General features: G+C 41.8%; 19 protein-coding genes. 10 read left to right on the forward strand and 9 right to left on the reverse strand.

Going from position 1 to position 25,587, the window contains the following annotated elements; all coding sequences use genetic code 11:
• Positions 1-65 precede the first annotated feature (65 nt).
• From IPM47_07765 to IPM47_07780, 4 genes are all read right to left on the reverse strand, one after another.
• Positions 66-410, reverse strand: a complete 345-nt coding sequence (locus IPM47_07765) for a tRNA-binding protein (GenBank protein ID QQS30812.1) — start codon at positions 408-410, stop codon at positions 66-68.
• Between the two features lie 51 nt (positions 411-461).
• The gene (metF, locus tag IPM47_07770) at positions 462-1,415 is read right to left on the reverse strand and encodes a methylenetetrahydrofolate reductase [NAD(P)H] (GenBank protein QQS30813.1); all 954 of its coding nucleotides are present in this window, start codon (positions 1,413-1,415) and stop codon (positions 462-464) included.
• 712 nt (positions 1,416-2,127) lie between these two features.
• On the reverse strand, positions 2,128-2,997 hold the full coding sequence (locus IPM47_07775) for an aminoglycoside 6-adenylyltransferase (protein QQS30814.1): 870 nt from the start codon (positions 2,995-2,997) through the stop codon (positions 2,128-2,130).
• A gap of 241 nt (positions 2,998-3,238) precedes the next feature.
• The gene (locus IPM47_07780) at positions 3,239-3,676 is read right to left on the reverse strand and encodes an SRPBCC family protein (GenBank protein QQS30815.1); all 438 of its coding nucleotides are present in this window, start codon (positions 3,674-3,676) and stop codon (positions 3,239-3,241) included.
• 505 nt (positions 3,677-4,181) lie between these two features.
• Here IPM47_07780 and IPM47_07785 point away from each other — a divergent pair.
• The 5 genes from IPM47_07785 to IPM47_07805 all read left to right on the forward strand — a co-directional run bounded on the left by IPM47_07785 (position 4,182) and on the right by IPM47_07805 (position 8,490).
• The gene (locus IPM47_07785; GenBank protein QQS30816.1) at positions 4,182-5,060 is read left to right on the forward strand and encodes a PD-(D/E)XK nuclease family transposase; all 879 of its coding nucleotides are present in this window, start codon (positions 4,182-4,184) and stop codon (positions 5,058-5,060) included.
• Positions 5,061-5,140: 80 nt separating this feature from the next.
• Positions 5,141-5,596: a hypothetical protein gene (locus IPM47_07790; protein QQS30817.1), complete on the forward strand. Its 456-nt coding sequence runs from the start codon at positions 5,141-5,143 to the stop codon at positions 5,594-5,596.
• A gap of 7 nt (positions 5,597-5,603) precedes the next feature.
• Positions 5,604-6,743, forward strand: a complete 1,140-nt coding sequence (locus IPM47_07795) for a CofH family radical SAM protein (protein ID QQS30818.1) — start codon at positions 5,604-5,606, stop codon at positions 6,741-6,743.
• A 58-nt stretch (positions 6,744-6,801) separates the two neighbouring features.
• Positions 6,802-7,335 carry an anti-sigma factor gene (locus IPM47_07800; GenBank protein QQS30819.1) on the forward strand — a complete coding sequence of 178 codons (534 nt, stop codon included), beginning with the start codon at positions 6,802-6,804 and terminating at the stop codon, positions 7,333-7,335.
• A 201-nt stretch (positions 7,336-7,536) separates the two neighbouring features.
• The gene (locus IPM47_07805; GenBank protein ID QQS30820.1) at positions 7,537-8,490 is read left to right on the forward strand and encodes an isopenicillin N synthase family oxygenase; all 954 of its coding nucleotides are present in this window, start codon (positions 7,537-7,539) and stop codon (positions 8,488-8,490) included.
• A gap of 33 nt (positions 8,491-8,523) precedes the next feature.
• Here IPM47_07805 and IPM47_07810 read toward each other — a convergent pair whose 3' ends face one another.
• A complete protein-coding gene (locus tag IPM47_07810) occupies positions 8,524-9,858 on the reverse strand; it encodes a hypothetical protein (protein ID QQS30821.1) in 1,335 nt (444 codons plus the stop codon).
• A 285-nt stretch (positions 9,859-10,143) separates the two neighbouring features.
• Between IPM47_07810 and IPM47_07815 the strand changes: the two genes are divergently transcribed.
• From IPM47_07815 to IPM47_07835, 5 genes are all read left to right on the forward strand, one after another.
• Positions 10,144-11,088: a CPBP family intramembrane metalloprotease gene (locus IPM47_07815; protein QQS30822.1), complete on the forward strand. Its 945-nt coding sequence runs from the start codon at positions 10,144-10,146 to the stop codon at positions 11,086-11,088.
• A gap of 33 nt (positions 11,089-11,121) precedes the next feature.
• Positions 11,122-12,765: an apolipoprotein N-acyltransferase gene (gene lnt, locus IPM47_07820; GenBank protein QQS30823.1), complete on the forward strand. Its 1,644-nt coding sequence runs from the start codon at positions 11,122-11,124 to the stop codon at positions 12,763-12,765.
• Positions 12,766-12,819: 54 nt separating this feature from the next.
• Entirely contained in the window at positions 12,820-13,617 is a 798-nt protein-coding gene (locus IPM47_07825; protein ID QQS30824.1) for an inositol monophosphatase, read from the forward strand.
• A 51-nt stretch (positions 13,618-13,668) separates the two neighbouring features.
• Positions 13,669-14,349, forward strand: a complete 681-nt coding sequence (locus tag IPM47_07830) for a hypothetical protein (GenBank protein QQS30825.1) — start codon at positions 13,669-13,671, stop codon at positions 14,347-14,349.
• 93 nt (positions 14,350-14,442) lie between these two features.
• A complete protein-coding gene (locus IPM47_07835; GenBank protein QQS30826.1) occupies positions 14,443-16,278 on the forward strand; it encodes an ATP-binding cassette domain-containing protein in 1,836 nt (611 codons plus the stop codon).
• Between the two features lie 10 nt (positions 16,279-16,288).
• On the opposite strand, the gene mtgA is transcribed toward IPM47_07835, so the two are convergent.
• From mtgA to pdxA, 4 genes are all read right to left on the reverse strand, one after another.
• Positions 16,289-16,984, reverse strand: a complete 696-nt coding sequence (gene mtgA, locus IPM47_07840) for a monofunctional biosynthetic peptidoglycan transglycosylase (protein ID QQS31417.1) — start codon at positions 16,982-16,984, stop codon at positions 16,289-16,291.
• Between the two features lie 1,499 nt (positions 16,985-18,483).
• A complete protein-coding gene (locus tag IPM47_07845; protein QQS30827.1) occupies positions 18,484-20,754 on the reverse strand; it encodes a T9SS type A sorting domain-containing protein in 2,271 nt (756 codons plus the stop codon).
• 125 nt (positions 20,755-20,879) lie between these two features.
• Positions 20,880-24,125 (reverse strand): T9SS type A sorting domain-containing protein, encoded by a 3,246-nt coding sequence (locus IPM47_07850; protein ID QQS30828.1) that lies wholly within the window; start codon positions 24,123-24,125, stop codon positions 20,880-20,882.
• Between the two features lie 71 nt (positions 24,126-24,196).
• Positions 24,197-25,540, reverse strand: coding sequence for a 4-hydroxythreonine-4-phosphate dehydrogenase PdxA (pdxA, locus tag IPM47_07855; protein ID QQS30829.1), 1,344 nt, complete (start codon positions 25,538-25,540; stop codon positions 24,197-24,199).
• Positions 25,541-25,587 lie beyond the last annotated feature (47 nt).

Raw genomic sequence — 25,587 nt, forward strand, 5'->3', positions numbered from 1 at the left:
TTGAACGGGTTATAGACAGAAGTTTTTCACCATCAATGGTAATTCTTGTTTAAAGACATATATGATTAATGCACACGTCCGCCTAATGGAACCTCCAAATCGGGTTGCAATAGCACGATATGTCCTTCCGAATCGGGCAAACCAAGCACAAGAACTTCCGACATAAAGTCTGCAATTTGCCGGGGTGAAAAATTGACTACTGCAATAACCAATCGTCCGATGAGTTGTTCCGGTGTATAGTAACGGGTGATTTGTGCTGAACTTTTTTTGATACCCAATTCAGTGCCGAAATCAATCAGCAATTTAAAAGCCGGTTTCCGGGCTTTTTCAAAAACCCGGGCATCGGTTATTTTCCCAACCCGCATATCTACCATTAAAAAATTTTCAAAGCTCAAGGGAGTTGATACCATAAGATTTAGGTGTTGAAGTTTGAGAGCAATACTGAAAATGGATTGGCAGCTTTAAAAAATCTGCTTCATAATTTGTTTAACTGAAGCTGTGTTGCTCATCGTATAGAAGTGAAGACAAGGCACCCCGAATTCAATCAGTTCTCGGCATTGCTGCGATGCCCATTCAATTCCTAATTGTTCTGCAGCTTCGTCTGTTTTACAGGAATGAAGTGCATCGGTTAAGTCTTCCGGAATTGAGATATTGAAAGTGCTTGGTAGTGAATGAACCTGCTTTTTACGGGTTATCGGTTTCAGCCCCGGAATGATGGGAACTTCTATTCCTATGTTGCGGCAAGCAATGACAAAATCTGTAAACTTTTTGTTGTCGTAAAACATTTGGGTAACAATATAATGCGCTCCGGCATCAACTTTTTGTTTCAGATACAACAAGTCTGCTTTTAGATTAGGGGCTTCAATATGTTTTTCAGGATAACCGGCCACTCCAATACAAAAATCGGTTCTGAATCCGTTCGATAGTTCTTCTTCAAGGTAAACCCCTTTGTTCAGGTTGACCACTTGCTGAACAAGTTCCAATGCATTTTTATTGCCCTTGGGTTCAGGCACAAAATGGGTTTCAGGTTTAACCGCATCTCCTCTCAGCAAAAGCACATTGTTAATGCCAAGGTAATTTAAATCCACGAGGGCATCTTCTGTTTCGGACCGGGCAAATCCACCACAAACTAAGTGCGGAACGGCATCTATTCCATACTTATAAGCCAATGCCGCACAAATTCCGACTGTTCCTGGACGCTTGCGCACATCAATTTTTTCAAAAAGCCCGTTTTCAAGTTGTTTGAATTTATATTCTGCCCGATGGTAAGTAACATTGATAAAAGGAGGGTGAAACTCCAGCAATTCATCCAAAATGCGGTATATGGACTGAATACTTTTACCCTTTAAAGGTGGTAATATCTCAAACGACAAGAGCGTTTTTTGGCGATTTGCTAAGTGCTCGGTAACTTTCAAAGCAGCGCTGTTTGTAGGCGAATTGATTTACGAACCAGTTTCTATAAAAAGTGTTAAAACAAGATTCTTTGAAATTTTGTTTAAGCGGCTATTATTTTGGAGCAAAATCAAAATTACCGATTAGTTTTCTGAAACATTACGCAGGTATCCAAAGGGAAAACAATTACGCCATAAGGCAGGGGAATTAAATTCCAAAAAATTTAAAACTTATGACAACAAACTATTTGATGCTTTTTAACCCCATACATTCTTAACGGGTTGTGTAAGAAGCAACAACAATTCTATCATCAATTTAAAAGGGAGGTGGCTGTTGTTTTTAGAATTTTGAAACTCATAAGTGACTAAGTTTTATTTGATATATTATGAGCCTCTAAAAATAAAATGAACTAATTCTTACAATCCTAAGCTAAAATTAAATCAAATAAAATCAAAAACGAAGTAAGAAATGGTTCATTTCTTATTTGCTTCTTCAATTAAATTAAAATTTTCTTAGTTTCTAAATCTTTTATTAAGGCAATAAAAGCAATTTCCTTTCTTAAAATTTCAATTAAAAACTTTCACATTGCTTTTTTCTAAATTTTTGAAATAAGAAATGAACCTAATCTTGTTTCCTTAATCTTTTTAAAGACAATTTTCTTCAGTAAAAGAGGCAATATTCTTTCATAAAAAATCAATTTTTTTTACAAGAAAAACAGTTTTTTTGCCTTTCTTATCAATAGTTATGCTGCTCTAAAAACAGCTCTTTTAAATATCCGCTTGTGTTTTGTTCTTCTTCTTTGTTAACCTCAAAACCAAGATTACCGGCAACAAATTCTGTGGTTTCTATAAAGAGTTCGGTCATTAAAAAAAATGCTTTCCAGTTTTCTTCAATTTCATGGTTGGAATAGGTTAATAATATTTTGTTATAAAGTTCATACGTCAGATACTTTTTTAAATGCTTAGAGGCGGTGCCTGTTGAGATGCCAAAATTGTTTTCTACCCCAACTTTCCAATGTATCATTCTCATAAACATAGGTCTTACTATCGTTTCCAACATTTCTTTTGCATAGAAAATCTCTTTTCGCAAAAGCCCTTTAGCAACGTAAGTGCTTACCCACCAAAACTCATTGCAAATCTCTAAAAACTCGCTATAAGCAGGTTTCCTTATATGGTAGTCGGCATCACTTGGAGTGATAGTTTCAGGAAAAAGGAGGTCTTTGTCAAGCCAAATGATGGTCAGACTGTCAGGTTTAAAATCTGATTTAAATTTTTGTACTGGAAATAAAGTTAAGTCAATGCGGTTTTTATCTTCAAACAACATCAAATAAGAGAACCCAATTCTTTCTTTTTTACAATTTTCACAGACAAAGTTCATATTGTCAGGTAATTGAACAATAATCTTTTCTCCGAAAATATGAATCCAGGAATGGTCAGCGGTAAAGCTTTCGAGCTCATCAACTAAAAAAACCAAATCATAATCCTGTAGTCTGTCTGATTTAACACTGGGGTTTGCTTTTGAGCCGTTTAGTAAAACTGCTCTTATTCTTATGTCTTGGTTGGCAATTTCAAGAATCAGATGTTTAATTTCTGTGTCTGTTCTCATTACCATGTTGCCATTTAAAATTACCTGTAAATACAGGCAGGTTATAGTTTAAAGTGTGGAATCACTCTTTTGGACAAAAACTTTTGGGCTATTGCGGATGCTATTGTTAAGGGGCAACCTTGTCGGGCATATTGGGAAAATCCAAATCAATTTACCGTTTGTAGTCTGATTTTTTTTGGGATAAATAGAAGGGTAACCGATAAAACGCCTTCATTGTGAAGTATCATAAAGACAAAGCATATTAAGCGTTTTCGGCGAATTTCTTGAAGGCATTTAAGTATTGTAAAGATTGCTTTTTAAATGCTCCGGGCATAAGAAAGGCGATAATTTTCATAAAAATACCCTTAAATTGAAATTCGTTTTCAGTAATATATTTTGTTCGTTCCTCCGAAATTTTCACAAACTTATTTTTTACAATGTTGAAAACATTATCCACCTCATAAGTTCCTGAAAATTCTTCCGGCAAATTGCGCACTGTAATAGTTTCAATCATTTCGATTTCCCGTTTACCCATTTTAAACCTTAGTTTCGACTTAGCGCCAACTTGCCCCGGTGTTCCGCTGAGTGGTTCAAAACTTTGTAAACCTTCCATCCATTTGCCCATATTGTCAACATTGTCGAACAATTCAATGACTTTGTCTATCGGTTTGTTGATTTCTATTTCTACGGTGTATTTCATGTTGTTTTTTTTAAAAAAATTACAAAACTTATTTGGCAAAACTGTTTTTTCGAGCAGGGTAAATGAACCCCTTTATTTACCGCTACATTCACAGCCAAATATAAACAAAACATGTTGCAGGTATTCGTCTTTTTGGTAAAATTTTTTAAAACCTGCTTATGGTATTCATAATGAGTCGCTAATAGTAAGGGTTAAATCTTTCAAAGTTTACGGAATAGCATATTGATTTTAATCTGTTTTGGTTTTTGTTGGGTTAACGCTTTTATCAATGACGACAAATCATGAAGTTCTAAATTGAATATACCTTTTTAGTGCGAAACCTTCCCAATAATTAATAAGTCGTTAAATTGGGGAAAAAGGACAAACAAGCGATTTGCTTCCAACATTTTTTTAAAGCCAGATCGCATAAAATATGTCATTTGTGCTTTTTTGTAAAACTTTGAGAAAAAAAAAGGGTTATAAGTAATGTCATTTAACAATTAGAATCTCACAAATACGATAGTAAATGGTTCTTGCAGGTTTAGATAATGAAGTTGTTTTTAAGAAAGCATTTACAGACCTGATTGTATTTAAGGCTTTTGTACGAGATATTGTAGGAATTGAAATCGAACCCGATAAAATCGAAACTGAAAAATCTTTTGAACCCCGTCCGGGTAGTATAGCCTTCAAATACGATATATTTGCTGAAGACTCGAAGCGGCGGATTATTGTCGAAATTCAAAAAGTAGATTACGACTACAATTTCAATCGCTTTTTACACTACCATATCCAAGGTATTACCGAACAACAAATAAATTCTTCCGATTATAATATTCAGCGGAAAGTTTATACCATTGTTGTCATTACTGCACCATATAAGGTAAACAAAGAAACGGGAGAAATCATCAGAGATGAAGTTCTTATTACCAACCTTAACCCCTGTAACCTTCAAAAAGAAGAAAGAAACCTGTATGGCCATAAGCTGATATTTCTAAATCCGAATTATAAGGGACCGGAAACCCCGGAAAATTACCGCGATTGGTTAGACCTCATTTACGAGAGTATGCACCATCCTAAAAATCCCAAACTCAATCCAAACAACCAAGCGGTACAACGCGCAGCCGGCTTGGTACAATACGACAATATCAGTCCCGAAGAACTTGCAGAGCTGAAAATAGCCACCGGCAGAGCCAAGGTTTTACAAATTACTTATGAAGAAGGCTTGGAAGAAGGCTTGGAAAAAGGGATGGAAAAAGGCTTGGAAAAAGGAATTTTGAAAGGTGTGGAAGCAGGTATTTCTATCGCCATCAAAGCACTTATTTCTCAAGGTATTTTGACCGATGAGCAAATCGCTCAGGCTTTGAATGTGGAGGTGGAGAGGGTGAAAGAGATAAGAGAATTGTGATGTCAATTAGATTGTAGTGAAATAAGTTACCTAAAAAAGTAACAATGCTGACTAATTCATATAAATTAAAATCAATCAACATGAACGAATCAACAGTTGCAAGCATCTTAAATAGTGTATCTGAAGAATTTGGATGGAAGCCTTGGGGAACACCTGATCTTGCTAAGACACAAGCAATAAATAGCAACATTGTACTATCGGTACACAAGTCAAAGAGAAATGTATACTTCAATTTAGGTGTAATACCTAAAATAATTGCTAATTCAGAAGTTGAGTTCAAACTTTATGTAGAAGAACGGGAGGGAGGAATTCAAGTTTGGACTAAAAGAATTGCTGGAAAAGTGTTTGACAACTTGAAAGAAAAGTATAAAGATAGAAAAATTACTTTCTCAACATCTAAAACTGTTTCAGGGTATAAGAAGTTGGCATATAAGACCTATAAAAACGTTGATGTGAATAATCTTAAAGCTGAGATAAGTAACTTCTATAAAACCGAATGGGAAGATATTATTGCTGACTTATTTAAAGTTGTTTAACATCACTATGCAAACCACCACCCTGTTAGAAAGAGCCTTAGCCTTAGATGCACTAAGCATTGAGGAAGGTGCTTATTTGTTTACCCATGCACCGACTGCTCAATTGATGTATGTGGGGAATGAGCTTCGCAAAATACACAAAAAGGATACTTTAGGCATCGTTACCTGGCAAATAGACCGGAACGTAAACACGACCAATGTTTGTGTTGCCAACTGCAAGTTTTGCAATTTCTTTGTGCCCCCCGGCAGCAAACATACAGACAAGGCCTATATCACCGACTTAGAAACCTATAAACTCAAAATTGAAGAAACGCTTCGTTTTGGGGGCGATCAGTTGTTGTTACAAGGAGGGCATCATCCCGATTTAGGCCTTGATTTTTATGCCACTCTTTTCAAAGAGCTCAAAGCGAATTATCCCAACATCAAACTTCATGCGCTCGGACCTCCTGAAATTGTGCATATTTCAGAAGTCAGTGGCACTACTTACGAACAAACACTCCGCACATTGATAGATGCAGGGTTGGACTCTTTGCCGGGTGCCGGTGCAGAAATATTAGTTGACCGTGTTCGCAGGTTGATTGCACAGGGCAAGTGTGGCGGACAGGAATGGTTGAATGTGATGCGTGTGGCACATCAGTTAGGTTTGACAACTTCCTGTACAATGATGTTCGGTCATGTCGAAACCATCGAGGAGCGGATGCAGCATTTAGTCTGGCTGCGGGAAGTGCAAACCGAAAAGCCAAAAAATGCCAAAGGATTTTCCGCATTTATACCCTGGCCTTATCAGGATGAAGGCACTACCCTTCGCCGAATCAAAAACATCCGCAACGAAGTTACAGGGGAAGAATATGTGCGAATGATTGCCATTAGCCGTATTATGCTCAACAATATTCCCAATATTCAGGCATCGTGGCTGACTATTGGCAAAGAAATTGCGCAAATTTGCCTTCATGCCGGAGCAAACGACTTTGGCTCTATTATGATTGAAGAGAATGTAGTTTCTGCTGCCGGCGCACCTCACCGGTTTACCTCTAAAGGCATTAAACAAGCTATTATAGAGGCAGGATTTGAACCTCGGCTTCGCAATCAGCAATACGAATTCAGAGAAGAGCCACAGGAATTTGAACAACAAGTCATTACCTATTGAGCCTGAAAATATATTGTCAAGTCCAATCCGGCTATTTTCCTTTTGTAATTTTTAGTCAATGAATTTTCGCAAAATTCTGTATCCCCTCCTGCTCATCATGCTTACTTTGAGTTTGACGGCAAACTTGTATTTTTACAGGCAACAGCATAGTATTGAACTCCATAAAAACAATCTCGAAGCGGATAAAGAGATGGTGAAAGAAGAGTGTGAGCTGTTGAAAAGAGATTTAGATCGTTCCATCGCCAATGTCAAAGCCTTGAAACATCCTCAAAACAAAGCGATTCAACTGTCCGGTAACTCGCCCGAATTTTCAAATGCCGCTGCTGTTGTTTTCTGGAACAGCCTAACCAAAGCGGTTTATGTGGATGCCGCTCAACTTCCTCAACAGCCGGGCGATAAACAGTATCAACTTTGGGCTTTTTCAAAAGGGGTTTACAAAAGTTTGGGGGTATTTAACCGTCAGCCTGACAAAGAAACCTTATACAGAGTTGCAAATGTCGAAAAACCGGATGGTTTTGCCGTTTCTATTGAGTTGCCGGCAGGTTCAGAGGCACCCACTTTGATTTGTGCTTCAGGCAAAGTGGATTTCTGATTTTTGATTTTGAATTGACGGACAACAGGATAATACAACAGACTTAATAACTCGTGTTTTTACCGTTTACCCTGAATTTTTCATTTTCGGGAAAAACAACGAGTAAACAGAATAGAGATTTTTACTTAAATTTGAGGCATCGTTTTTTATATTTGCATCATTATTTCAACAGTAAAACATAACTTCTAAATATACTTACCCATGTCGAACCAAAGTATTCCGCAAGTAGATCTTTCCCACTTTATTGATGGCAACGAACAGCAAAAAGCTGCGTTTGTCGAAAAATTAGGAAAAGCTTATGAAGAAGTCGGATTCGTTTCGGTGATAAACCATGGCATTTCTGATGCCGATATTGACCAACTTTATCAACAGGTAAAAGCGTTTTTTGATTTACCTTCCGAAATCAAACGTTCTTATGAAATTACCGGACTTGCAGGTCAGCGGGGTTATACAAGTTTTGGGCGCGAACATGCCAAAGGAAGCGATGCACCCGATTTAAAAGAGTTTTACCAATGGGGCCAAACTGTTACAGACAACGACTCGATCAAAAGCCAATATCCCGACAATGTTGCGGTGCGGGAACTTCCGGTTTTTAATTCAACTATTACCGATGCCTATCGTGCTTTCGAACGTGCCGGAGGGTATCTGCTTCGTGCCATTGCTATTTACCTCAACCTGCCTGAAAATTATTTTGACAGCAAAATCCACAACGGCAACAGCATTTTGCGGGCTATTCATTATCCCCCGATCACGCAAGAGCCTAAAAACGCAATCCGGGCTGAACAACATGAAGACATTAACCTCATCACTTTGTTAGTGGGTGCTTCTGCCGAAGGGTTGGAATTATTAAACAAACAAAATGAATGGAGAGCCATCAACGCAGGACCGGGTGAAATAGTCGTCAACGTTGGGGATATGTTGCAACGGTTGACCAACAACCGCCTTCGATCCACCACGCACCGCGTTGTGAACCCTCCCCGTGAAAAATGGCATACTCCCCGATATTCCATACCTTTTTTCCTCCACCCACGCACTGAAATGGATTTAACATGTCTATCGTCCTGCGTTACAGAAGATAATCCCCTTCACTATGAGCCGATTACTGCAGGAGAATATTTGGATGAACGCCTGCGGGAAATTGGTTTGAAAAAATAATACCCCCGTTTTTTTTGCCCGGCCTTTCTAACTTCAACTCAAACGGAGTTTAGAAAGGCTTTTCTCTTTTCCCTGATATAATATCATAAAGAGCATTGCCACATAAAACGGTAAACAAGGAATTTTATATCGCGCCAAAGCACCGAAATTGTAACTGCTAAATCCGACCGCAAACCCGAACAACATCACAAATACAAAACACATCGCAATTTCGGGGTTGCTGAAAATAATGCGAAAGGTTCGGAGAAAGCCCGTTTTTATAAAAACAAAGAGGGTAAACAGCATCAGTATAGTGCTTTCTAATGCGGTTATCATAGCTACCGGATTTTTAGCCTCAGACAAATAGGGGCGAAACAAGGTAACATTGATTGAGGCAGGAAATTTTTTCAGAATTCCCCAGGGCGTAAACTCCATTTCTCCTAAACTGTAGCCCGACTGCCCGCGTTGTTCGGTCAAAAAGCCATGCCAGGATTGAAACCCCATTGACATTTTTACAAATTTTGCAAAAAGCACATTGAATATTGATTGAAGGCTGTCGCCTTTCCAGTAAATATAATTGCCTATAAAAACCAATGTCATAATCACGATAAACCCCCTTAATTTGGCTTCTTTGACTAAGCCATAGTTCTTGCTTATTACCCAAATTATGACAGCAGGCGCAAAGCCAAAAAGTATATAGGCCTTTAGAGTAACTATTAAATACATACTCACAATTATCAGCAGGGCAGACATCACAAAATTGCTTTTGCGGATAAATATCTGATGTAAGGCATAGAGTAACCATCCTAAACTGCCCAAAGCGATGGTATCTTTCATCAGTCCGGAACCCCAGAATATCACCGAAGGCAATGCTAAGACAGCAATTGCAAAAGGGCGGTATAATGAAGGATACCAATCTACAAAAACGCGGTACATGGCCCAGGCACCGGTAAATGAAATAGCTGCAAAAAAAACGGAGGTAACCCAAAAACTGTTTCCGGTCAACAGTCCGATTAAAGTAGCAATACGGATGACCATATAGGTCGATTCATTTCTATAGTATGGCATTCTTTCGATGATGTCGGCAGTCTGCAAGGTAACAGTTCCGGTTTTTGCCTTCCAGATTTCCCAAATCAAACCGGGTTTTTCAAAAAATTGATGGTATAAAAAGGATGACTGTTCAAAGTATGTCGTGGTATCACCTCCTTCGTAGTAAAACCGGTAAATGGCACAAAACAAAATTGTACCGGTTACCTTCAGCAACAAACCCCCCATAAAATAACGTGCATAAGGTTCATTGTTGCGGTAAATCAGATGCCGGGCAATAAAACCGGTGGTCAATATTACCAGGACTGAAACAGGCAATAACAAGGCATCTTTTACGTCCAAAACCAGGTTTTTGAGATAACAGAATATTGGTACAATTTTGAGTTTGCAAATGTAAACAATAAAAAGCCAACCTGTCTTTTTACGGGCTATGTGAACAAAGAACACTGCCTGAGTAGCAACTAAATAGGGTAAAAGAAGAACAGTTTTTCAACAGCAGTCAAATTTTCAAAGCTACAAAGTAGGAGGGATGTGGTAAACCGGATTTGGGTATTTCAGTTATATTTGCCTTTTTAATAAAAACAGGCCGCTAAATTTCCTTTTTTCACCTTTAACTACTTACAAACTATGCTTGCAGAAGAAAACGCTGCTTCCAACATTCTGCCCGATTTGCCCCGTCCGCTGATTCAAAAGGGATGGTTGCGAGCCTTGGCGTATTTTATTTCCTTTGTTTTGGTTGCGATGCTCTTTCAGGGGTTGTCGTTGCTTTTGCTTTCGGCTTTGACAGGTGAAGGTGTAACTGCCCTGACTGAAGCAATGGATACTTCGGAGGGAGCGCATTTTTTTACCTATATTCAGGCATTTTCGCTTGCAGGAACTTTGTTGATTACCTACTTATTCAGACGATATATTGACAAACAACCCATGCTAACCCTTGGATTTGATTTTACCGGACGCATGAAAGACTCTTTGTTTGGATTAGCTGCCGGTTTTCTACTCATTGCTGCCGGCTTTGTCGTTTTATGGATGTCCGGTATGTTGCACATCACCAGTATCGGGTTCAAGCCCCTGAGCATCCTGCTTTATATTGTTTTATTGATTATGGTTGCCCTGAACGAAGAAATTTCTGTCAGAGGCTATATGCTCAACAATCTGATGCAATCGTTTAATAAATATATTGCGTTGGCTTTGTCTTCTTTTGTATTTGCGGTGCTGCATCTGCTCAATCCGAATGTGAGTTTATTGAGTTTTATCAATATCGTTTTAGCCGGACTTTTATTGGGAGTTTATTATATCCATATTCAAAACCTTTGGTTTCCTGTCGCATTGCATTTTGCCTGGAATTTTTTTCAGGGTCCGGTGTTCGGATTTGAGGTAAGCGGGGTGAATTTGTCGGGCATTATTTCGCAAGAAGTAAGTGGCAGTGAATGGTTAACGGGCGGGCAGTTTGGTTTTGAAGGTTCAGCTATTTTGACTTTGCTGCTGATGGTGGCAATTGTTTTTGCCGAAAAGTTTTTTGGCGGAAAAGAAGCTTTTAACTGGAAAAATGCAGCCCAAACGCCCCTTATCTGATTTCTTTATCCCATTTGCATAACCCTGTACTTTATGCCTCCGGTTTCACTTTGGTTGTTGCCTGTTTGTGCGGCGTTGCTTTGTTGGCTGGCTTGGATACCCCAACCTTTTACCCCTTTGTTGTTCGTCGCTTTTGTTCCGATGCTTTATTTGGAGCAACAGGTAAGCGAGAGCCGGCATCCACAAATGCGCCTTCAGCTTTTATGGGCTGCTTTTGTCTTTTTTTTGCTGTTTAACCTGCTCACTACCGGATGGATTTACAAGGCTACAATTATCGGGATGCTGTTTGCCTGTCTCGCCAATGCTTTGTTGATGTGCCTGCCTTTTATGTTGTTTCATTGGACAAAACAAAAATTAGGCTCCCGGATTGGGTATATTTCCTTTATCGCCTATTGGCTGACTTTTGAACATCTGCACCAACGCTGGGAATTGGCATGGACCTGGCTTAACTTAGGCAATGCTCTTTCTCAATATCCCCATTTTATTCAATGGTATGAATATACAGGAACAGGAGGCGGAACACTTTGGATACTCGGAGTGAATCTCGCCGTTTTTTTAACAGTGAAGAATGTGCAGCCTGAGATTGCTGCCAATAAAAACAAAGGTATTAGTCTTTTTTGGCTGAAAAAAAGCCTGCTTCCTTTCGCCTTGTTGTTTACTCCTTTATTGGTATCCGTGCTGATTTTTAACGGTTATTCCGACAAAGGGACAAATATTGAAATTGTCATCGTTCAACCTAATGAAGACCCCTATTTGATTCCCGATGCGGAAACCGCCAATCAACAGGTAAGCGATATGCTCCGCCTTGCCGAAACTGCAATTACTCCTGATACAAGGTATTTGTTGCTGCCCGAATCGGCTTTGCCAGATGCTGTTTGGCTGAATGATTTTGACGAACAACCTCAAATTCTGCGGCTTCGCGAGTGGCTCAAACAGTATCCTGACCTTAAATTAGTCAGTGGAATGACTGCTTTTGAACATTACCCCCAACCTGATGCCACTCCAAGTGCTCAGCCATATCTTCAAAAAAGCGGCAGTTATGATATTTTCAATTCGTCAGTACAACTCGACTCTTCCCTCAATGAGCAATGGTATCATAAATCGAAATTAGTGCCCGGCGTTGAGAAAATTCCTTATCGCAGCTTCTTTAGTTTTATGTCACCGGTCATCGAATCGCTTGGAGGTGGAACCGGAGGGTTTGGTTGGCAGGATGAGCGGGTTGTTTATTGGGGTGCCGACTCTTTGGGCATTGCTCCGGTGATTTGCTATGAATCTATTTTTGGACAATACCTGACTGAATATATCCAAAAAGGGGCGCAGCTTATTTTTATTATGACCAATGATGGTTGGTGGGGGAATACTGCAGGCTTCCGGCAACATTTGGAATACGCCAGACTTAGGGCTATAGAAACCCGCCGCAGCATAGCCCGTGCGGCCAATACAGGCATATCTTGTTTTATCAACCAAAAGGGTTTAATTGAAGAGCGGTTGGAATGGCAGGTTAAAGGAGCTATTGTTAGCCGCCTGGAAGCCAATTCCCAAACCACGTTCTATGTACAATATGGCGATTACATCGGGCGAACTGCCTCCCTGCTGGCCGGACTTTTTATTTTGCTTACCTTTGTAACGCGTTTTACCCCTCATTTTGCGAACAAACTGAAATCTCTGAACAATTAGAGAAGATCAGCAGCAAGATATAGAGGTTTCATCTGTCTCTGTTAAATTTAAACAATGACCACTGCAGAACTTGTCAACCTATGCCGCGAGGTGCAACAAATAGCAGCTACGGCAGGGGCATTTATTCTAAATGAAGCAGGTAAGGTAAATCCTTCTGATATTCACCTGAAACACCACAACAATCTGGTGAGCTATGTGGACACTACCTCCGAAAAAATGATCGTGGATGCCCTTAGCCGGCTGCTTCCCGAAGCCGGTTTTCTTACCGAAGAAAACACAGTCGCCCCTTCTTCCAAATCCCTGCAATGGGTCATTGACCCTTTGGATGGCACTACAAATTTCCTTTACCGGCTTCCTTCTTATGCCGTGAGTATTGCCCTTTGTTCCGACAATCAACCCATCCTGGGCGTTGTTTTTGAGGCCAACCGCAAAGAGTGTTTTTGGGCCGTAAAAGGCGGAGGGGCTTTCCTGAACAATTCGCAGATACAGGTCAGCAAAACTTCCGAACTGTCAGATGCCCTGATGAGTACCGGCTTTCCCTATTATGACTTTTCTATCTTGGACAACTACATCCAAGCCCTCAAAACCCTGATGCTCCAAACCAAAGGTATCCGGCGATTTGGTGCTGCTGCCGTTGATTTGTGTTATACGGCCTGCGGACGCTTCGATGCTTTTTTTGAACATAGTCTCCATGCCTGGGATGTTGCTGCCGGAAGTTTGATTGTGCAGGAAGCCGGCGGAATAGTAACCGATTTTAGCGGAAATAACAATTTCCTTTTTGGCAATCAGATAATTGCCTCAAACCCAAAGCTCTATGCCAAACTTTACCAGATTTTGAAGCATTTGATTTAAACTGCGCGCTTTGATTTTTACCTGCCTTTACCTGAAAAAATCCATAATCTTATGCCCTCTGCTTCCAAAATAACCTGTTTTCTGTTCAACATTGTACTTTTGATTTTGTCGGGCTGTAATTCCAATCCTGCTCAAAACGATGATGCAACTAACACCGGCAATACTTCACAGCCTGTCAACCCGGCCGATACCATTACCAAAGGCGGCATTTTAAGCGAAAAACAGGCTAAACAACTCATCGAACTTCGTGCTATCGAAACCTTAGCCTTGCTCAGTCAAAACAATATGGCAGGTTTGGTCAGGTTTGTTCATCCCGATAAAGGACTGCGTTTTTCACCCTATTCCTATGTTCAGCCCGATACCGACCTGAAGTTTAACCCCCGGCAAATTGCACAACTTGCCCAGGACAAAACCATGTATCACTGGGGAAGCTATGACGGATCGGGCGACCCGATAGAACTGACCTATAATGACTATCGCAAAAAATTTGTTACCGGCAAAGATTACCTCTCCCAATCCGACAGCATCGGTTTTAACCGCATCATTGGCACCGGTAACTCGCTCAACAACCGCACCGAAATTTACCCAAACGCCTTGATTGTCGAATTTTACCAAGCCGGAAAACATCCCGACTACGGAGGAATGGATTGGGGCAGTCTTGCCTTAGTCTTTGAAAAATATCAATCGGAATGGCTCCTCGTGGCGGTTATTCACAATAGCTGGACAAGCTGATGTTCTCCTTGACGCTACCTTTTCCCATAAACCTTTGCTTCGTTTTGCTTGTTACCATGAGCATTTTTGCAGATATAGCCCCGATTTAAACAAATGGAATCTGAAACTTTACAAAATAACAACACAGAGAACATTCGCCAAAAAGAAAGCCGAACGTTGAATAAAATCCAATTCCGAAAGTTTTTGGAAATCTTCAGGTATGTCATGCGTTACAAAGGCTATTTTTTTACCGGTTTGTTCTTTCTGGGGCTTTCAACCATAACCTCACTCGCATTTCCCTACATGGCCAGCTTATTGGCCGATGCCGCTCAGGGAACGGTCAGTTGGAACATCAAACAGTTGGGCTGGGTGCTTTTGGCTATTTTAATTGTACAAAGTATTTTTTCTTACCTCCGTATCGTCATGTTTGCCTACGTCAGCGAATACACCATGGCCGATATCCGGAAAGACCTGTATGCCCGGTTAATCACCCTTCCGGTAGCTTTTTTTGAACAACGCCGCGTGGGAGAACTGACAAGCCGCCTTAGTGCCGATGTCGCTCAGTTGCAGGATGCCATTTCCATCAATCTTGCGGAACTGCTCAGACAGTTTGCCACCCTTGTTGTCGGATTGACCATCATCGGACTGACTTCCTGGAAACTGACTCTACTCATGGTCTCCACTTTTCCGGTGGCAATCGTTACCGCAATTTACTTTGGTAAATTTATTCGCACCATGTCCAAAAAAGCGCAGGATGCGCTGGCCAATGCCGGAGTCGTGGTGGAGGAAACGCTCCAGTCTGTGCAGGCCGTAAAAGCTTTTACCAACGAAAAGTATGAAACCCTCAGATACAACAAAGCCATCGCAAATGTGGTCACTATTGCGATGAAAACAGCCAAATACCGCGGCGCATTTGTTACCTTTCTCATTTCGGCAGTGTTTGGCGGCATCGTTATTGTGCTTTGGTATGGCGCAACTTTAGTACATTCGGGCAGCCTGACCATCGGCGAACTCATCCGGTTTATTCTCTACACCGTTTTTATCGGCGGAGCCATCGGAGGAATGGGCGATTTGTACGGCAATTTGCAAAAAGCCCTCGGCGCTTCTGAAAGAGTGGTTGAAATTCTAAACGAACATCCCGAAGTTGACCTGACCATACAAACAAACGGGCGCGGGGGGAAAACTGATTTACCCACACTCACCGGAGATATCGAATTCCGTCAGGTTAGTTTTGCGTATCCGACCCGTAAAGACATTACCGTCCTCAAAGACCTCTCCTTATACATTCATCAGGGCGAAAAAGTAGCCTTTGTGGGCGCAAGCGGTGCCGGAAAATCAACCATTGTTCAATTGCTGATGCGCCTGTATCCCTTAGACAGCGGAGCAATTTATCTTCAAAATATCAACATCAACACCCTCGACCTGACCCATCTCAGGCAACATATCGGCATCGTGCCCCAGGAAGTCATTTTGTTCGGAGGAACTATCCGCGAAAACATCTTATACGGAAAACCTGATGCAACAGAAACAGAAGTTGCCAATGCCGCAAAAAAAGCCAATGCCTGGGAATTTATCAGCAGCTTTCCCGAAGGGTTGGAAACCTTGGTGGGCGAGCGCGGCGTTAAACTTTCGGGCGGACAAAGACAGCGAATCGCCATTGCCCGCGCCATTTTAAAAGACCCCTCTGTGCTGATTTTGGATGAAGCCACAAGCTCCCTCGATGCCGAATCAGAAAGATTGGTGCAGGAAGCCTTAGACCGCCTCATGGAAAACCGCACCACCATCATCATTGCCCACCGCTTATCTACCATTAGAAAAGTAAACACCATTTACGTGTTGGAAAATGGCGAAATTGCCGAAAAAGGAACGCACGAAGAGTTGGCAGCCAAAAACAACGGGCTTTACCAGTACCTCCTTAAACTGCAATTCGAAAAAGCTGCAACCCAATAATCTGACACGTTTAATCCAACTGTTTTACTAATTCAATATCTCCCAGATAATTCATTTGCCGCATCGCCCATTCCTTTCGCTCCAACATGCTCCTGTTGGGTTTTGCAAGGTTGTTTCTTGACGGTGCGGGCAATACCGAAGCAATCAGAGCAGCCTGCTCTTTCGTAAGCGCCGAAGCCTTTTTGCCAAAAAACTTGTTCGCCGCCCCTTCAACTCCAAAGCAAAGGTTCCCCGTTTCGGCAATATTCAGATAGACTTCCATGATGCGTTTTTTGCTCCATAACAACTCTATCAGCACCGTGAAATAGGCTTCCAGCCCTTTGCGCAACCAACTGCGCCGCTCCCACAAAAAAACATTTTTCGCAACCTGCTGACTGATCGTGCTTGCCCCTTTGATTTTTTTTCTTTTAATTTTAGCTTGTCGCTGATTATGTTCCATCGCCTTTCCGATGGCCTCAAAATCAAAACCATGATGTTCCAGAAAATTCTGATCTTCGGTAGCTATCACCGCCAAAACCATATAGGGTGAAATGTTTTCGTATTTTACCCATTTTCGCGTCAGGGTATTGTCCTTCCCTGCTCTGCCAACCGAAATCTTTCGCGATATCATCGTTGCTGTTACCGGCGGGTTCATCCATTTATATAACAAAGCCCATACAAATGAAAGAATCATAAAGCCGGCAATAAGCTTTAAAACCCATCTCATTATTTTATAACCCGTTTCTCTTATACTCAATTCCATATAAACTTTTTGTACCCGTATGAAACACAAATTTGCAAATAATTTCATTCTAACAGGCTATTTCCGGGACAAGTCCTTGTAGTATTCCCCTGACCATGAGGTTTGAAAATTGAAAACTGTCATTTTGGCATAAAATAACCCCCGCCTATAGCTTATTTTTTTGTCAAAACGACGTAGTTAAAGATTTCGACGACTTAGCAAGTCTTTTCGACGACTTAGCAAGTCTTTTCGACGACTTAGCAAGTCTTTTCGACGACTTAGCAAGTCTTTTCGACGACTTAGCAAGTCTTTTCGACGACTTAGCAAGTCTTTTCGACGACTTAGCAAGTCTTTTCGACGACTTAGCAAATGATTTCGACGACATAGCAAATGATTTCGACGACATAGCAAATGATTTCGACGACATAGTAAATGATTTCGACGACATAGTAAATGATTTCGACGACATAGTAAATGATTTCGACGACATAGTAAATGATTTCGACGACATAGTAAATGATTTCGACGACATAGCAAATGATTTCGACGACATAGCAAATGATTTCGACGACATAGCAAATGATTTCGACGACATAGCAAATGATTTCGACGACATAGCAAATGATTTCGACGACTTAGCAAGTAATTTCGACGACTTAGCAAGTAATTTCGACGACTTAGCAAGTCATTTCGACGACTTAGTAAATGTTTTGAACAATAAAAACAAAAAAAGAGGCAGAAAAAAAATTAGCTAAAATCAAGAAGCAACCACAAAAAAAATCAGCGAAAATCTGCGGAAGAAAAAAACAAGCACAAGAAAAATCAGCGAAAATCTGCGGTTAACTCTTCATTATCTGCGGGAAAAAAAAGCAAACTCACAAAAGCTCTGCGAAAATCTGCGGGAAATAACAGCAAGCGCAAAAAAGCTCTGCGAAAATCTGCGGTTAACTCTTCATTATCAGCGGCAAAAAAAAGCAAATTCCCAAAAGCTCTGCGAAAATCTGCGGGAAATAATAGCAAGCGCAACAAAAATCAGCGAAAATCTGCGGTTAACTCTTCATTATCAGCGGCAAAAAAAAGCAAATTCCCAAAAGCTCTGCGAAAATCAGCGGGAAATAACAGCAAGCGCAAGAAAAATCAGAGAAAATCTGCGGCAGAAAAAAGCAAGCGCAAGAAAAATCAGCGAAAATCTGCGGGAAATAACAGCAAGCGCAAAAAAAATCAGCGAAAATCTGCGGAAGAAAAAAACAAGCACAAGAAAAATCAGCGAAAATCTGCGGGAAATAACAGCAAGCGCAAAAAAAATCAGCGAAAATCTGCGGAAGAAAAAAGCAAGCACAAGAAAAATCAGCAAAAATCTGCGGGAAATAACAGCAAGCGCAAGAAAAATCAGCGAAAATCAGTGGAAGAAAAAAGCAAGCGTAAAAAAATCAGAGAAAATCAGTGGTAAAAAAAAGCAAAATAACAGAAGAAAAGAGCGCTTGTTATTCAATCATTATTTTCAATGTAGCCCTATCATTTGGGGTTGTAAGCCCGATAAGGTAAAGGCCGGAAGGTAAACCGGCCGGCATTTGAACTTCAATGCTTTGCCGGTTTGGCAGGATATGGCAGGCTACGCCTTTGATTTCCAAGCCCTGAAGGTTAAAAAACCGGATGTTTAGATTTTGAGAAAAACCGGCATTGGGCAAGAGCAGGTTAAAAGCTCCGTTTTTAGCAGGGGAGGGGAATATGGAAAACGCTTGTTTGGGCGAAAAAGATGGAGGCACGGATATGGTGGTAGTATCAACAGGGTTGCCTGTTTGAGAAAATAAACCCAAACCTCCTCGTGCATTTCCCACTAACATATCAAATCCGGCATTGTTTTGCAGGTCGGTCAGAGCAATGCCTCCTCTTCCCCCTTCCCGGATAGCCGATAAATTGTCGCTGAGATGGGTAAAAACGGGTTCCGTCAGACCGGAATATACATGAATATGACCGCTTTCGGAATTGACAAACAAGTAGGGCAGCCCGCTGCTGTCTGCAACTGCGATGGAAGGAGCGCTATATCCGAAAGGCGTTCCTGACTGACGCACATCAACCTGACCCCAGAAATCTGAAACAAGGGTAAACGACAATGCACCTGTTTCGGCAGTTGTATTGCGGAAGTAATTGAGTTTTCCTGCCCGCTCACCGCAAATCAGGTCTAATGCCCCGTCGTTGTCAACGTCAAACAAATAGGGGGTAACCGCATCTGCTTCCGGCACTTCCAAAAAATCGGGATGGGTTAAGGTGAGTTGGGCAAGTTCACCCGTCAAAGCGGTATTTTCAAAATAGTGCAACATCCCTGTCTCATCGGCAACTAACAAATCTAAGTCGAAATCGCCGTCCAAATCCCCCAAAGCAGGAAACAACCCTCTGAAATTGTATTGAAGAAGATTGCCAAAGTCGTTGCTGATAAGTTCAAACCGGGGGTTCACTTGTGTTCCGGTGTTGAGCAGCAAGGTTAGGGAAGCATAGTAAGTAGCGTCTTCTAAATCGTAATTGCCAAGGTTGCCAACCACAATATCGGCCAGCCCGTCCTGATTGACATCTGCCCAAACCGGATAGCTTCGCAGTCCGGCATCAATCATATTATCGAATAAAAAACTTTCGGTTTGTCGGGTAAAAACGGGGAATTCCTCGGTGCCTGTATTTTTATAGAGCCATACATGGTTTTCGCTGATGCCATTGTTGCGCTCGTTAATGGCAGCAATCAGGTCTTTTTTCCCGTCATTGTCCACATCGAGGTAAAATGATGCAGGGAAAATGGGTAGATTTACCGGTATATCGTCAACCGGAAAACTGTTGTCAACGGCAATCATTTCCGCTTCTTCGGGGGTGCCGCCGTTGGTCAGCTTCACCAGATTTCCGTGAGAAACATCGCCCAAAATCAGTTCTTTAACCCCATCATTGTTGAAGTCTAATGCCAGAATGGTCGAGCCGCTGTGCAGTTGCTGTTTCGCAATTTCAGTGGGGAAAGGTGCTAACCAGTCGCCGCAATCGTCCATCAGATTGACGCTGTTGTCATTGGCAGATTCCGAAAACTTCCCCCAACAGGCAGTTACCCTTTCAAACCAAAGGGTGTCGTCTGCGGTGCCGGTCAGTTCCTGCGACTGGTTTTCGTAATACTCAATATATCGCCCGATAAAATCAAAAGTCAGCACATCAATATCACCATCGTTGTTGACATCAATAAATGCAGGAAGTTCTGAGCCGTTAGATAATATATTGAGAGAACCGGAAAAACTGTCAAACCGCAACTGCTCGCTTGTCAGTTCAAAAGTCAGGTTATTGTCCGGTAAACGGGTAGTCTTAAAAACACGAATGCCTGCCAGTCCATAAGTAAAAATATCGGGCAGACCGTCCTGGGTATAATCAAGCAACAAAGCCCAATCGTGAAGGTCAGGAAAAGCGGCAACATATTCCGGTGCAAAAGTATAATCTATTGAGTTGGGGGTGCCGTTGTTGATAAAGGTCAATATCTGATTGTTGATTTTGTCGAAAACAAAAAGGTCTTCCACCTCATCTCCGTTCAAATCAATGGATGAAAACTGTGGATTGTGAAATCCGCCTGCCCAGGGGTAGTCCATTTCAGTATCGGCATGGATTACCTGTACCGAAGTATTGCGGTGAAATTCGGGCATTTGTGCTAAAATCGAGCATGGAACCAACAACAAAACCGGCAATCTGCCTGATATTCGGTAAATAGAGGTAATAAATTTGCAAAAGGCATTCATAAACTGGATTCTTCTTCAATTACGAGGGAGCTACAAAAGTGGTTTAAGGCACTGTTAAACTTAGGAAGTTCAATAATTCAGGCAGATGGCACTTAGGTCTGCCATGTTAACTAAGCAGGATAGAGTTAGCGCAGAACGACAATTTTAAACTGTTCAATTCCGGAAGTAAAATCATCGCTAAGGTGGAGGTAATATAAACCGGCCGGAAGGTCAGACGTTTCTAAAGGCACTCTGCCGGTGGCAGGCAGTTGGCGATAGTTTCTGACCGGCTGCCCATAAGTATTATATAAAGTAAGGTTTGCGGTTGACTGATGAAGAAAAGTGGCATACTCAATAATGGCAGTTTCCAAAACCGGATTGGGAAAGATAGTCAGGTAGGCATCGGGTTCGGTGGTTTTACTTCCCCGCGTCTGAACATTAGGCACCCAATAATAGCCCGTAACTGATTGTCCTGCATTGTCTGTAACTGTAACAATATACCAGCCTTTGGCTAATGCAGAAATATTTTGGGTAGTTGCACCATTGCTCCATAGATAGGTATAAGGAGGTGTTCCCCCTGTAACCGTAATATTGATACTGCCTGTAGTGGCAGTTTCCGTAGCAGTAGGTGTTACTGAAAACAGCGAAATAACCGGTTGATTTGCGGTTGTTGGGGGCAGGTAAGTCAGTTGATTGCTGCAACCCACGGCATCGGTGATGGTAACATTAATTGCCGTATTGGCAGAAGCCAGCAATTGCAGGTTGCCGTTGGGCAAAAGTTGTGAAGACACATAACCGGAGTTGTTCCATTGGTAAGTATAAGGCGCAGTGCCGCCGGTGGTATGTATCTGGTACAGATTAAAAAAAGATCCCGAAGTAATCAGCGGTTGCAGAGTCGTATGAATAATAGGTTCAACGGTAATAACATCTGACGCAGTACAACCATTAGCATCAACAACTTCTACCGAATAGGTCCCGGGTTGAGTAACCAATATTGATTGTTCAATCGAGCCCGTGCTCCAGAAATAGTCAATAAAATAAGGACCGGCATCCAACATCATATATCCGTTGTTAAAACAGGCTTCAATCATTGGGTTGCCGAGGTTTAAAGGAAGCGGAGGTAAAAAATCAAGACTCACCTGATCAACTGCCACAGCAAGCTGGCTTTGAGGATAAGTTACCTGAACGGTATATATACCAGATGCAGTAGCTTGTAGGGATGGCGTGTTCCATGCAGGATTATAGTTCCACAAATAAGAGGCATAGCCTGTGCCTGCCTGTAGCGTATAAACATAATCATGGCAAAACGTATAATCAGGTCCTAAATTAGGGGGAGTATAATTTTCGTTGTTAAAATCAAATTCTATGTTCAACAGAGTAGTTCCTCCGGCATCAAAAGACATCGCATCGCGCCCGCCAAAGGTAGTTCCGGAAACAATAAATACAAGGGCATTATTCTCCGACCATCCCGGGCGGTTGACGATTTGTTGAACCATACTATTAAGATTGGTTGTAGTTTGAAAACTGCCAACTGTCAACCACGTTGGCGGTGTCCAGGAAACAGGATGCTCGGTAACGCTCCTTGAAGAAATGTTGTTGGAGGCAGTCGTAAAGGGCAGAGCATTATCGGCATTTTGGGCATTGATGGTCAAAGCTCCAAAAGCGATACTCAGCTCTTGAATCATAAAACTTAAAGTAGCATTGGTGATCCTTGCTCCGCGAGGAATGGCGAGATTGGTGAAACGAAGCCCGATATAACCGCTTTCTCCTAAATCGAGATCTGAATCGTAAAGGTCCATCGTGCTGCCATTTTGTTCAGCATCATCTTCTGCTGTTTTTATTCTGGTCGAAACAGTCTTGGAATATGTATAAACTTTAAACGGCGGCATGTCAGAACAGATATTATCATTGTTGACCGCCTCAATACTGACAGTATGAGTCCCGACTTGGGCAGGAGACCATGAATAGGTAAAGGGAGGCGAATAGTCGGTATGTAATAACTGCCCGTTTCCGTAAAAAGCAACGTGTTGGATGCCATTTCCGTTGGGGTCGGTGGCATTGACATTAAAAAAAATGGTGCCGGAATTGGTATAGCAAACCTCTGGTTGAGGGCTGATGATTTGAAGCTGAGGGCGTTGGTTTTCATATTTATCTACCACTAACACCTGTTCTCCATCGGGCATGGTCCAAAGCTGAAGATTAGCAGGAGGGGTGAAAGGCTGCGCATCGCTCACACTGCCCACAGTTGTAGCATTGTCCACCATTACAGTTCTCACCTCGATACGGTTTGGATAGACATGCAGCCACTTAAATTCATTAAAACTACCGTGTGCCCGTGTCCAGTTGCGTATATAATTGTTGCTTCGCAAGGGAGCGCCCCAACAACCTTCCCCAATATATACAGTTCCACGACAATCGTCTCTGATAAACCCCTCTTCATGCCCGTCTGTATAGGTGGGGCGAATTGGGTAGGTGTTTTTCACAACATGCGCATCACACTCAACCACTAACTGAACACCATGTTGGTAAAAAGGAACCGACCATGCTTCATATTGCGCTTCAATATTTGATTTGGAAGTGGTATGCGGGCGTGTACTGCGGTGATACTGCGCTATTTTCCATTGTAAATCAGGATGAGTTTCAAGGTCATTGACCAACCACAATCCCTGAGTGCCGCTCACGACAATTTCGGTATTGAGAGTATATAACCTCAATAGGTTTCCGCCAAATGTCAGGGCAAAATACATATCAGAGCTCGGAGTGTCGAACATTGAGTGAAGGATGCCATTGTCTAACTCGTGATTGCCCCTTGCTACCACAACCGGATACATCCTTCCGTCAGGGCTGATGGTCAGTTGCCAGTCATCCATCCATCCCTGCCATTCTCCCGAAGTGCCTAATTCCACCATATCCCCGCCAAAAGCAACGAAATGGGGGCGAATTTTGCTGACTAACAGATTGGCATTTTGACGAGGCACCTGATTGTTCCGGCTGTCTCCGCCGGCAATGACAGAGAGTGGCATGGTAGGGTCAGCCGGCAGAGTACGAAACCAATAACGGTTACTAACGCCATCGCTGTCTTTAATGACAAAATAATAGTTGGTATTTGGCAGCAAATTGGCGAGCCGGGCAAAGCGGTGATTCATGCCCAAATAACTGTCAACGCTTCTGTCGGGAGCATGTTGATTGGGATATAACGACCAGTTGGTGCCTAAGTCTGAAGTTCCGTAACAAACCACCGGACTGTTTCCGGAAGGTTGACACCAGCCTACCGTCATCGTGGTTGCTGTATTGTCTGTACTCCAGACCAAACGATATTTGTCGGTAGCTGCATTGGCAATGATGCTGCAAATTAATAACTGGCAAACGACAAAAGATTTCAGGACTTTCATACAGAGTCAAAATTGATTTGAATGAACAAATATACTATTCCCTGCTGAAAATCAATACAAAGTGCAACAGATTAGTTCTCTTCCTGTATCACCTCATCTTTGGTGAAGTCTATCCCTGCCATTCGTTTCAGGTCTGCCCCTCTCAGAGGGTTGGCATACATATCTGCATGGGTTCGGCGGCTTTGCACAATATCGAGTGCTAAAAACATGGCTTTTCGGAACGAATCTTCCGAAGCAATGTTTTTACCGGCAATATCATAAGCAGTTCCGTGATCGGGAGAGGTTCGGACTATGGGAAGCCCTGCCGTAAAATTGACTCCATGACCAAAGCTCAGCGTTTTAAAGGGAATCAATCCTTGATCGTGATACATGGCGAGAATGGCATCAAACTGACGGTAAATTTGTGAGCCAAAGAAGCCGTCTGCGGCAAACGGGCCAAAAACAAGCATGTTGTTTTGTTTGGCGTTATTGATAACCGGCATAATGTCTTTTTCTTCTTCGTTGCCAATTAGTCCGCCATCGCCCGCATGGGGATTTAGTCCCAAAATTGCAATTTTAGGCCGTTGTATTCCAAAATCCTCTATCAACGAAGTATGCATAATTTGCAACTTTTTCCAGATAAGTCCGGGGCTAATGTTTCGGGCAATATCCTTTACGGGCAAATGATTGGTAACTAAACCTACTTTTATTTCTTCACTCACCAAAAACATCAGGCTTTCCTGAACATCAAATTTTTGGGTGATAAATTCGGTATGCCCAATAAACTTATTGTTGGCAGTACTCAATATATGCTTATTGACAGGCGCTGTAACAATGGCTTCCAAATGCCCGGCCTGTAAATCTTTTACCGCCATTTCGAGTGCTTTAAAGGCATAGATACCTACATCAGGATTGGGGCGGCCAATAGTAATCGGAATTTCCTCGAACCAACAATTGATGACATTGCAGACATGAGGCTTGATACGGTCTGCTGCACCGGCTATATTATAGGTAAAATCATCAATTTTCAAAACTTTTCGGTGATAGGATAGCACTCTGGAAGAGCCGTAGATGATTGGTGTACAATAATCAAGAATACGGTTATCGCTCAGCGTTTTTAGTATCACCTCAACGCCAATGCCATTGATATCTCCGATGGTTATGCCGATTTTAATTTTGTCACTTTTTTCTTCGCCGGCATCGTCATTAGTTGATTTGTCATCTTCTTGTTTGCCGGCATGAATGGCCTGTTCCAGCGTGGCGGAAGTAATATTATAATCGGGTAAAAAACTGTTTTCGTTTTCCTTATCGGCAGGTTGTTCTTTTTCCCGTCCGTCTTTATTCCGGTTTTCTTGTTTAGGATTATCGGATTTATCTTTGGTCTTGATTATTTTTGGAACCTGCTTATGTTGTTTTTTATTTTCTTCGTCTTGCATGATTAGGATGTAAGTTTGTGATTGGGAGAGGCTTATTTGGGGTTATT

The organism is Sphingobacteriales bacterium, from assembly GCA_016700115.1.
GTDB lineage: Bacteria > Bacteroidota > Bacteroidia > Chitinophagales > UBA2359 > UBA2359.

What these genes read in the sequence shown, in the direction of transcription:
- IPM47_07765 (QQS30812.1), bottom strand. Translation starts at nt 410, where the DNA reads ATGGTATCAACTCCCTTGAGCTTTGAAAATTTTTTAATGGTAGATATG.
- IPM47_07775 (QQS30814.1), bottom strand. Translation starts at nt 2,997, where the DNA reads ATGAGAACAGACACAGAAATTAAACATCTGATTCTTGAAATTGCCAAC.
- IPM47_07780 (QQS30815.1), bottom strand. Translation starts at nt 3,676, where the DNA reads ATGAAATACACCGTAGAAATAGAAATCAACAAACCGATAGACAAAGTC.
- IPM47_07785 (QQS30816.1), top strand. Translation starts at nt 4,182, where the DNA reads ATGGTTCTTGCAGGTTTAGATAATGAAGTTGTTTTTAAGAAAGCATTT.
- IPM47_07790 (QQS30817.1), top strand. Translation starts at nt 5,141, where the DNA reads ATGAACGAATCAACAGTTGCAAGCATCTTAAATAGTGTATCTGAAGAA.
- IPM47_07795 (QQS30818.1), top strand. Translation starts at nt 5,604, where the DNA reads ATGCAAACCACCACCCTGTTAGAAAGAGCCTTAGCCTTAGATGCACTA.
- IPM47_07800 (QQS30819.1), top strand. Translation starts at nt 6,802, where the DNA reads ATGAATTTTCGCAAAATTCTGTATCCCCTCCTGCTCATCATGCTTACT.
- IPM47_07805 (QQS30820.1), top strand. Translation starts at nt 7,537, where the DNA reads ATGTCGAACCAAAGTATTCCGCAAGTAGATCTTTCCCACTTTATTGAT.
- IPM47_07815 (QQS30822.1), top strand. Translation starts at nt 10,144, where the DNA reads ATGCTTGCAGAAGAAAACGCTGCTTCCAACATTCTGCCCGATTTGCCC.
- lnt (QQS30823.1), top strand. Translation starts at nt 11,122, where the DNA reads ATGCCTCCGGTTTCACTTTGGTTGTTGCCTGTTTGTGCGGCGTTGCTT.
- IPM47_07825 (QQS30824.1), top strand. Translation starts at nt 12,820, where the DNA reads ATGACCACTGCAGAACTTGTCAACCTATGCCGCGAGGTGCAACAAATA.
- IPM47_07830 (QQS30825.1), top strand. Translation starts at nt 13,669, where the DNA reads ATGCCCTCTGCTTCCAAAATAACCTGTTTTCTGTTCAACATTGTACTT.
- IPM47_07835 (QQS30826.1), top strand. Translation starts at nt 14,443, where the DNA reads ATGGAATCTGAAACTTTACAAAATAACAACACAGAGAACATTCGCCAA.
- mtgA (QQS31417.1), bottom strand. Translation starts at nt 16,984, where the DNA reads ATGAGATGGGTTTTAAAGCTTATTGCCGGCTTTATGATTCTTTCATTT.
- IPM47_07845 (QQS30827.1), bottom strand. Translation starts at nt 20,754, where the DNA reads ATGAATGCCTTTTGCAAATTTATTACCTCTATTTACCGAATATCAGGC.
- IPM47_07850 (QQS30828.1), bottom strand. Translation starts at nt 24,125, where the DNA reads ATGAAAGTCCTGAAATCTTTTGTCGTTTGCCAGTTATTAATTTGCAGC.
- pdxA (QQS30829.1), bottom strand. Translation starts at nt 25,540, where the DNA reads ATGCAAGACGAAGAAAATAAAAAACAACATAAGCAGGTTCCAAAAATA.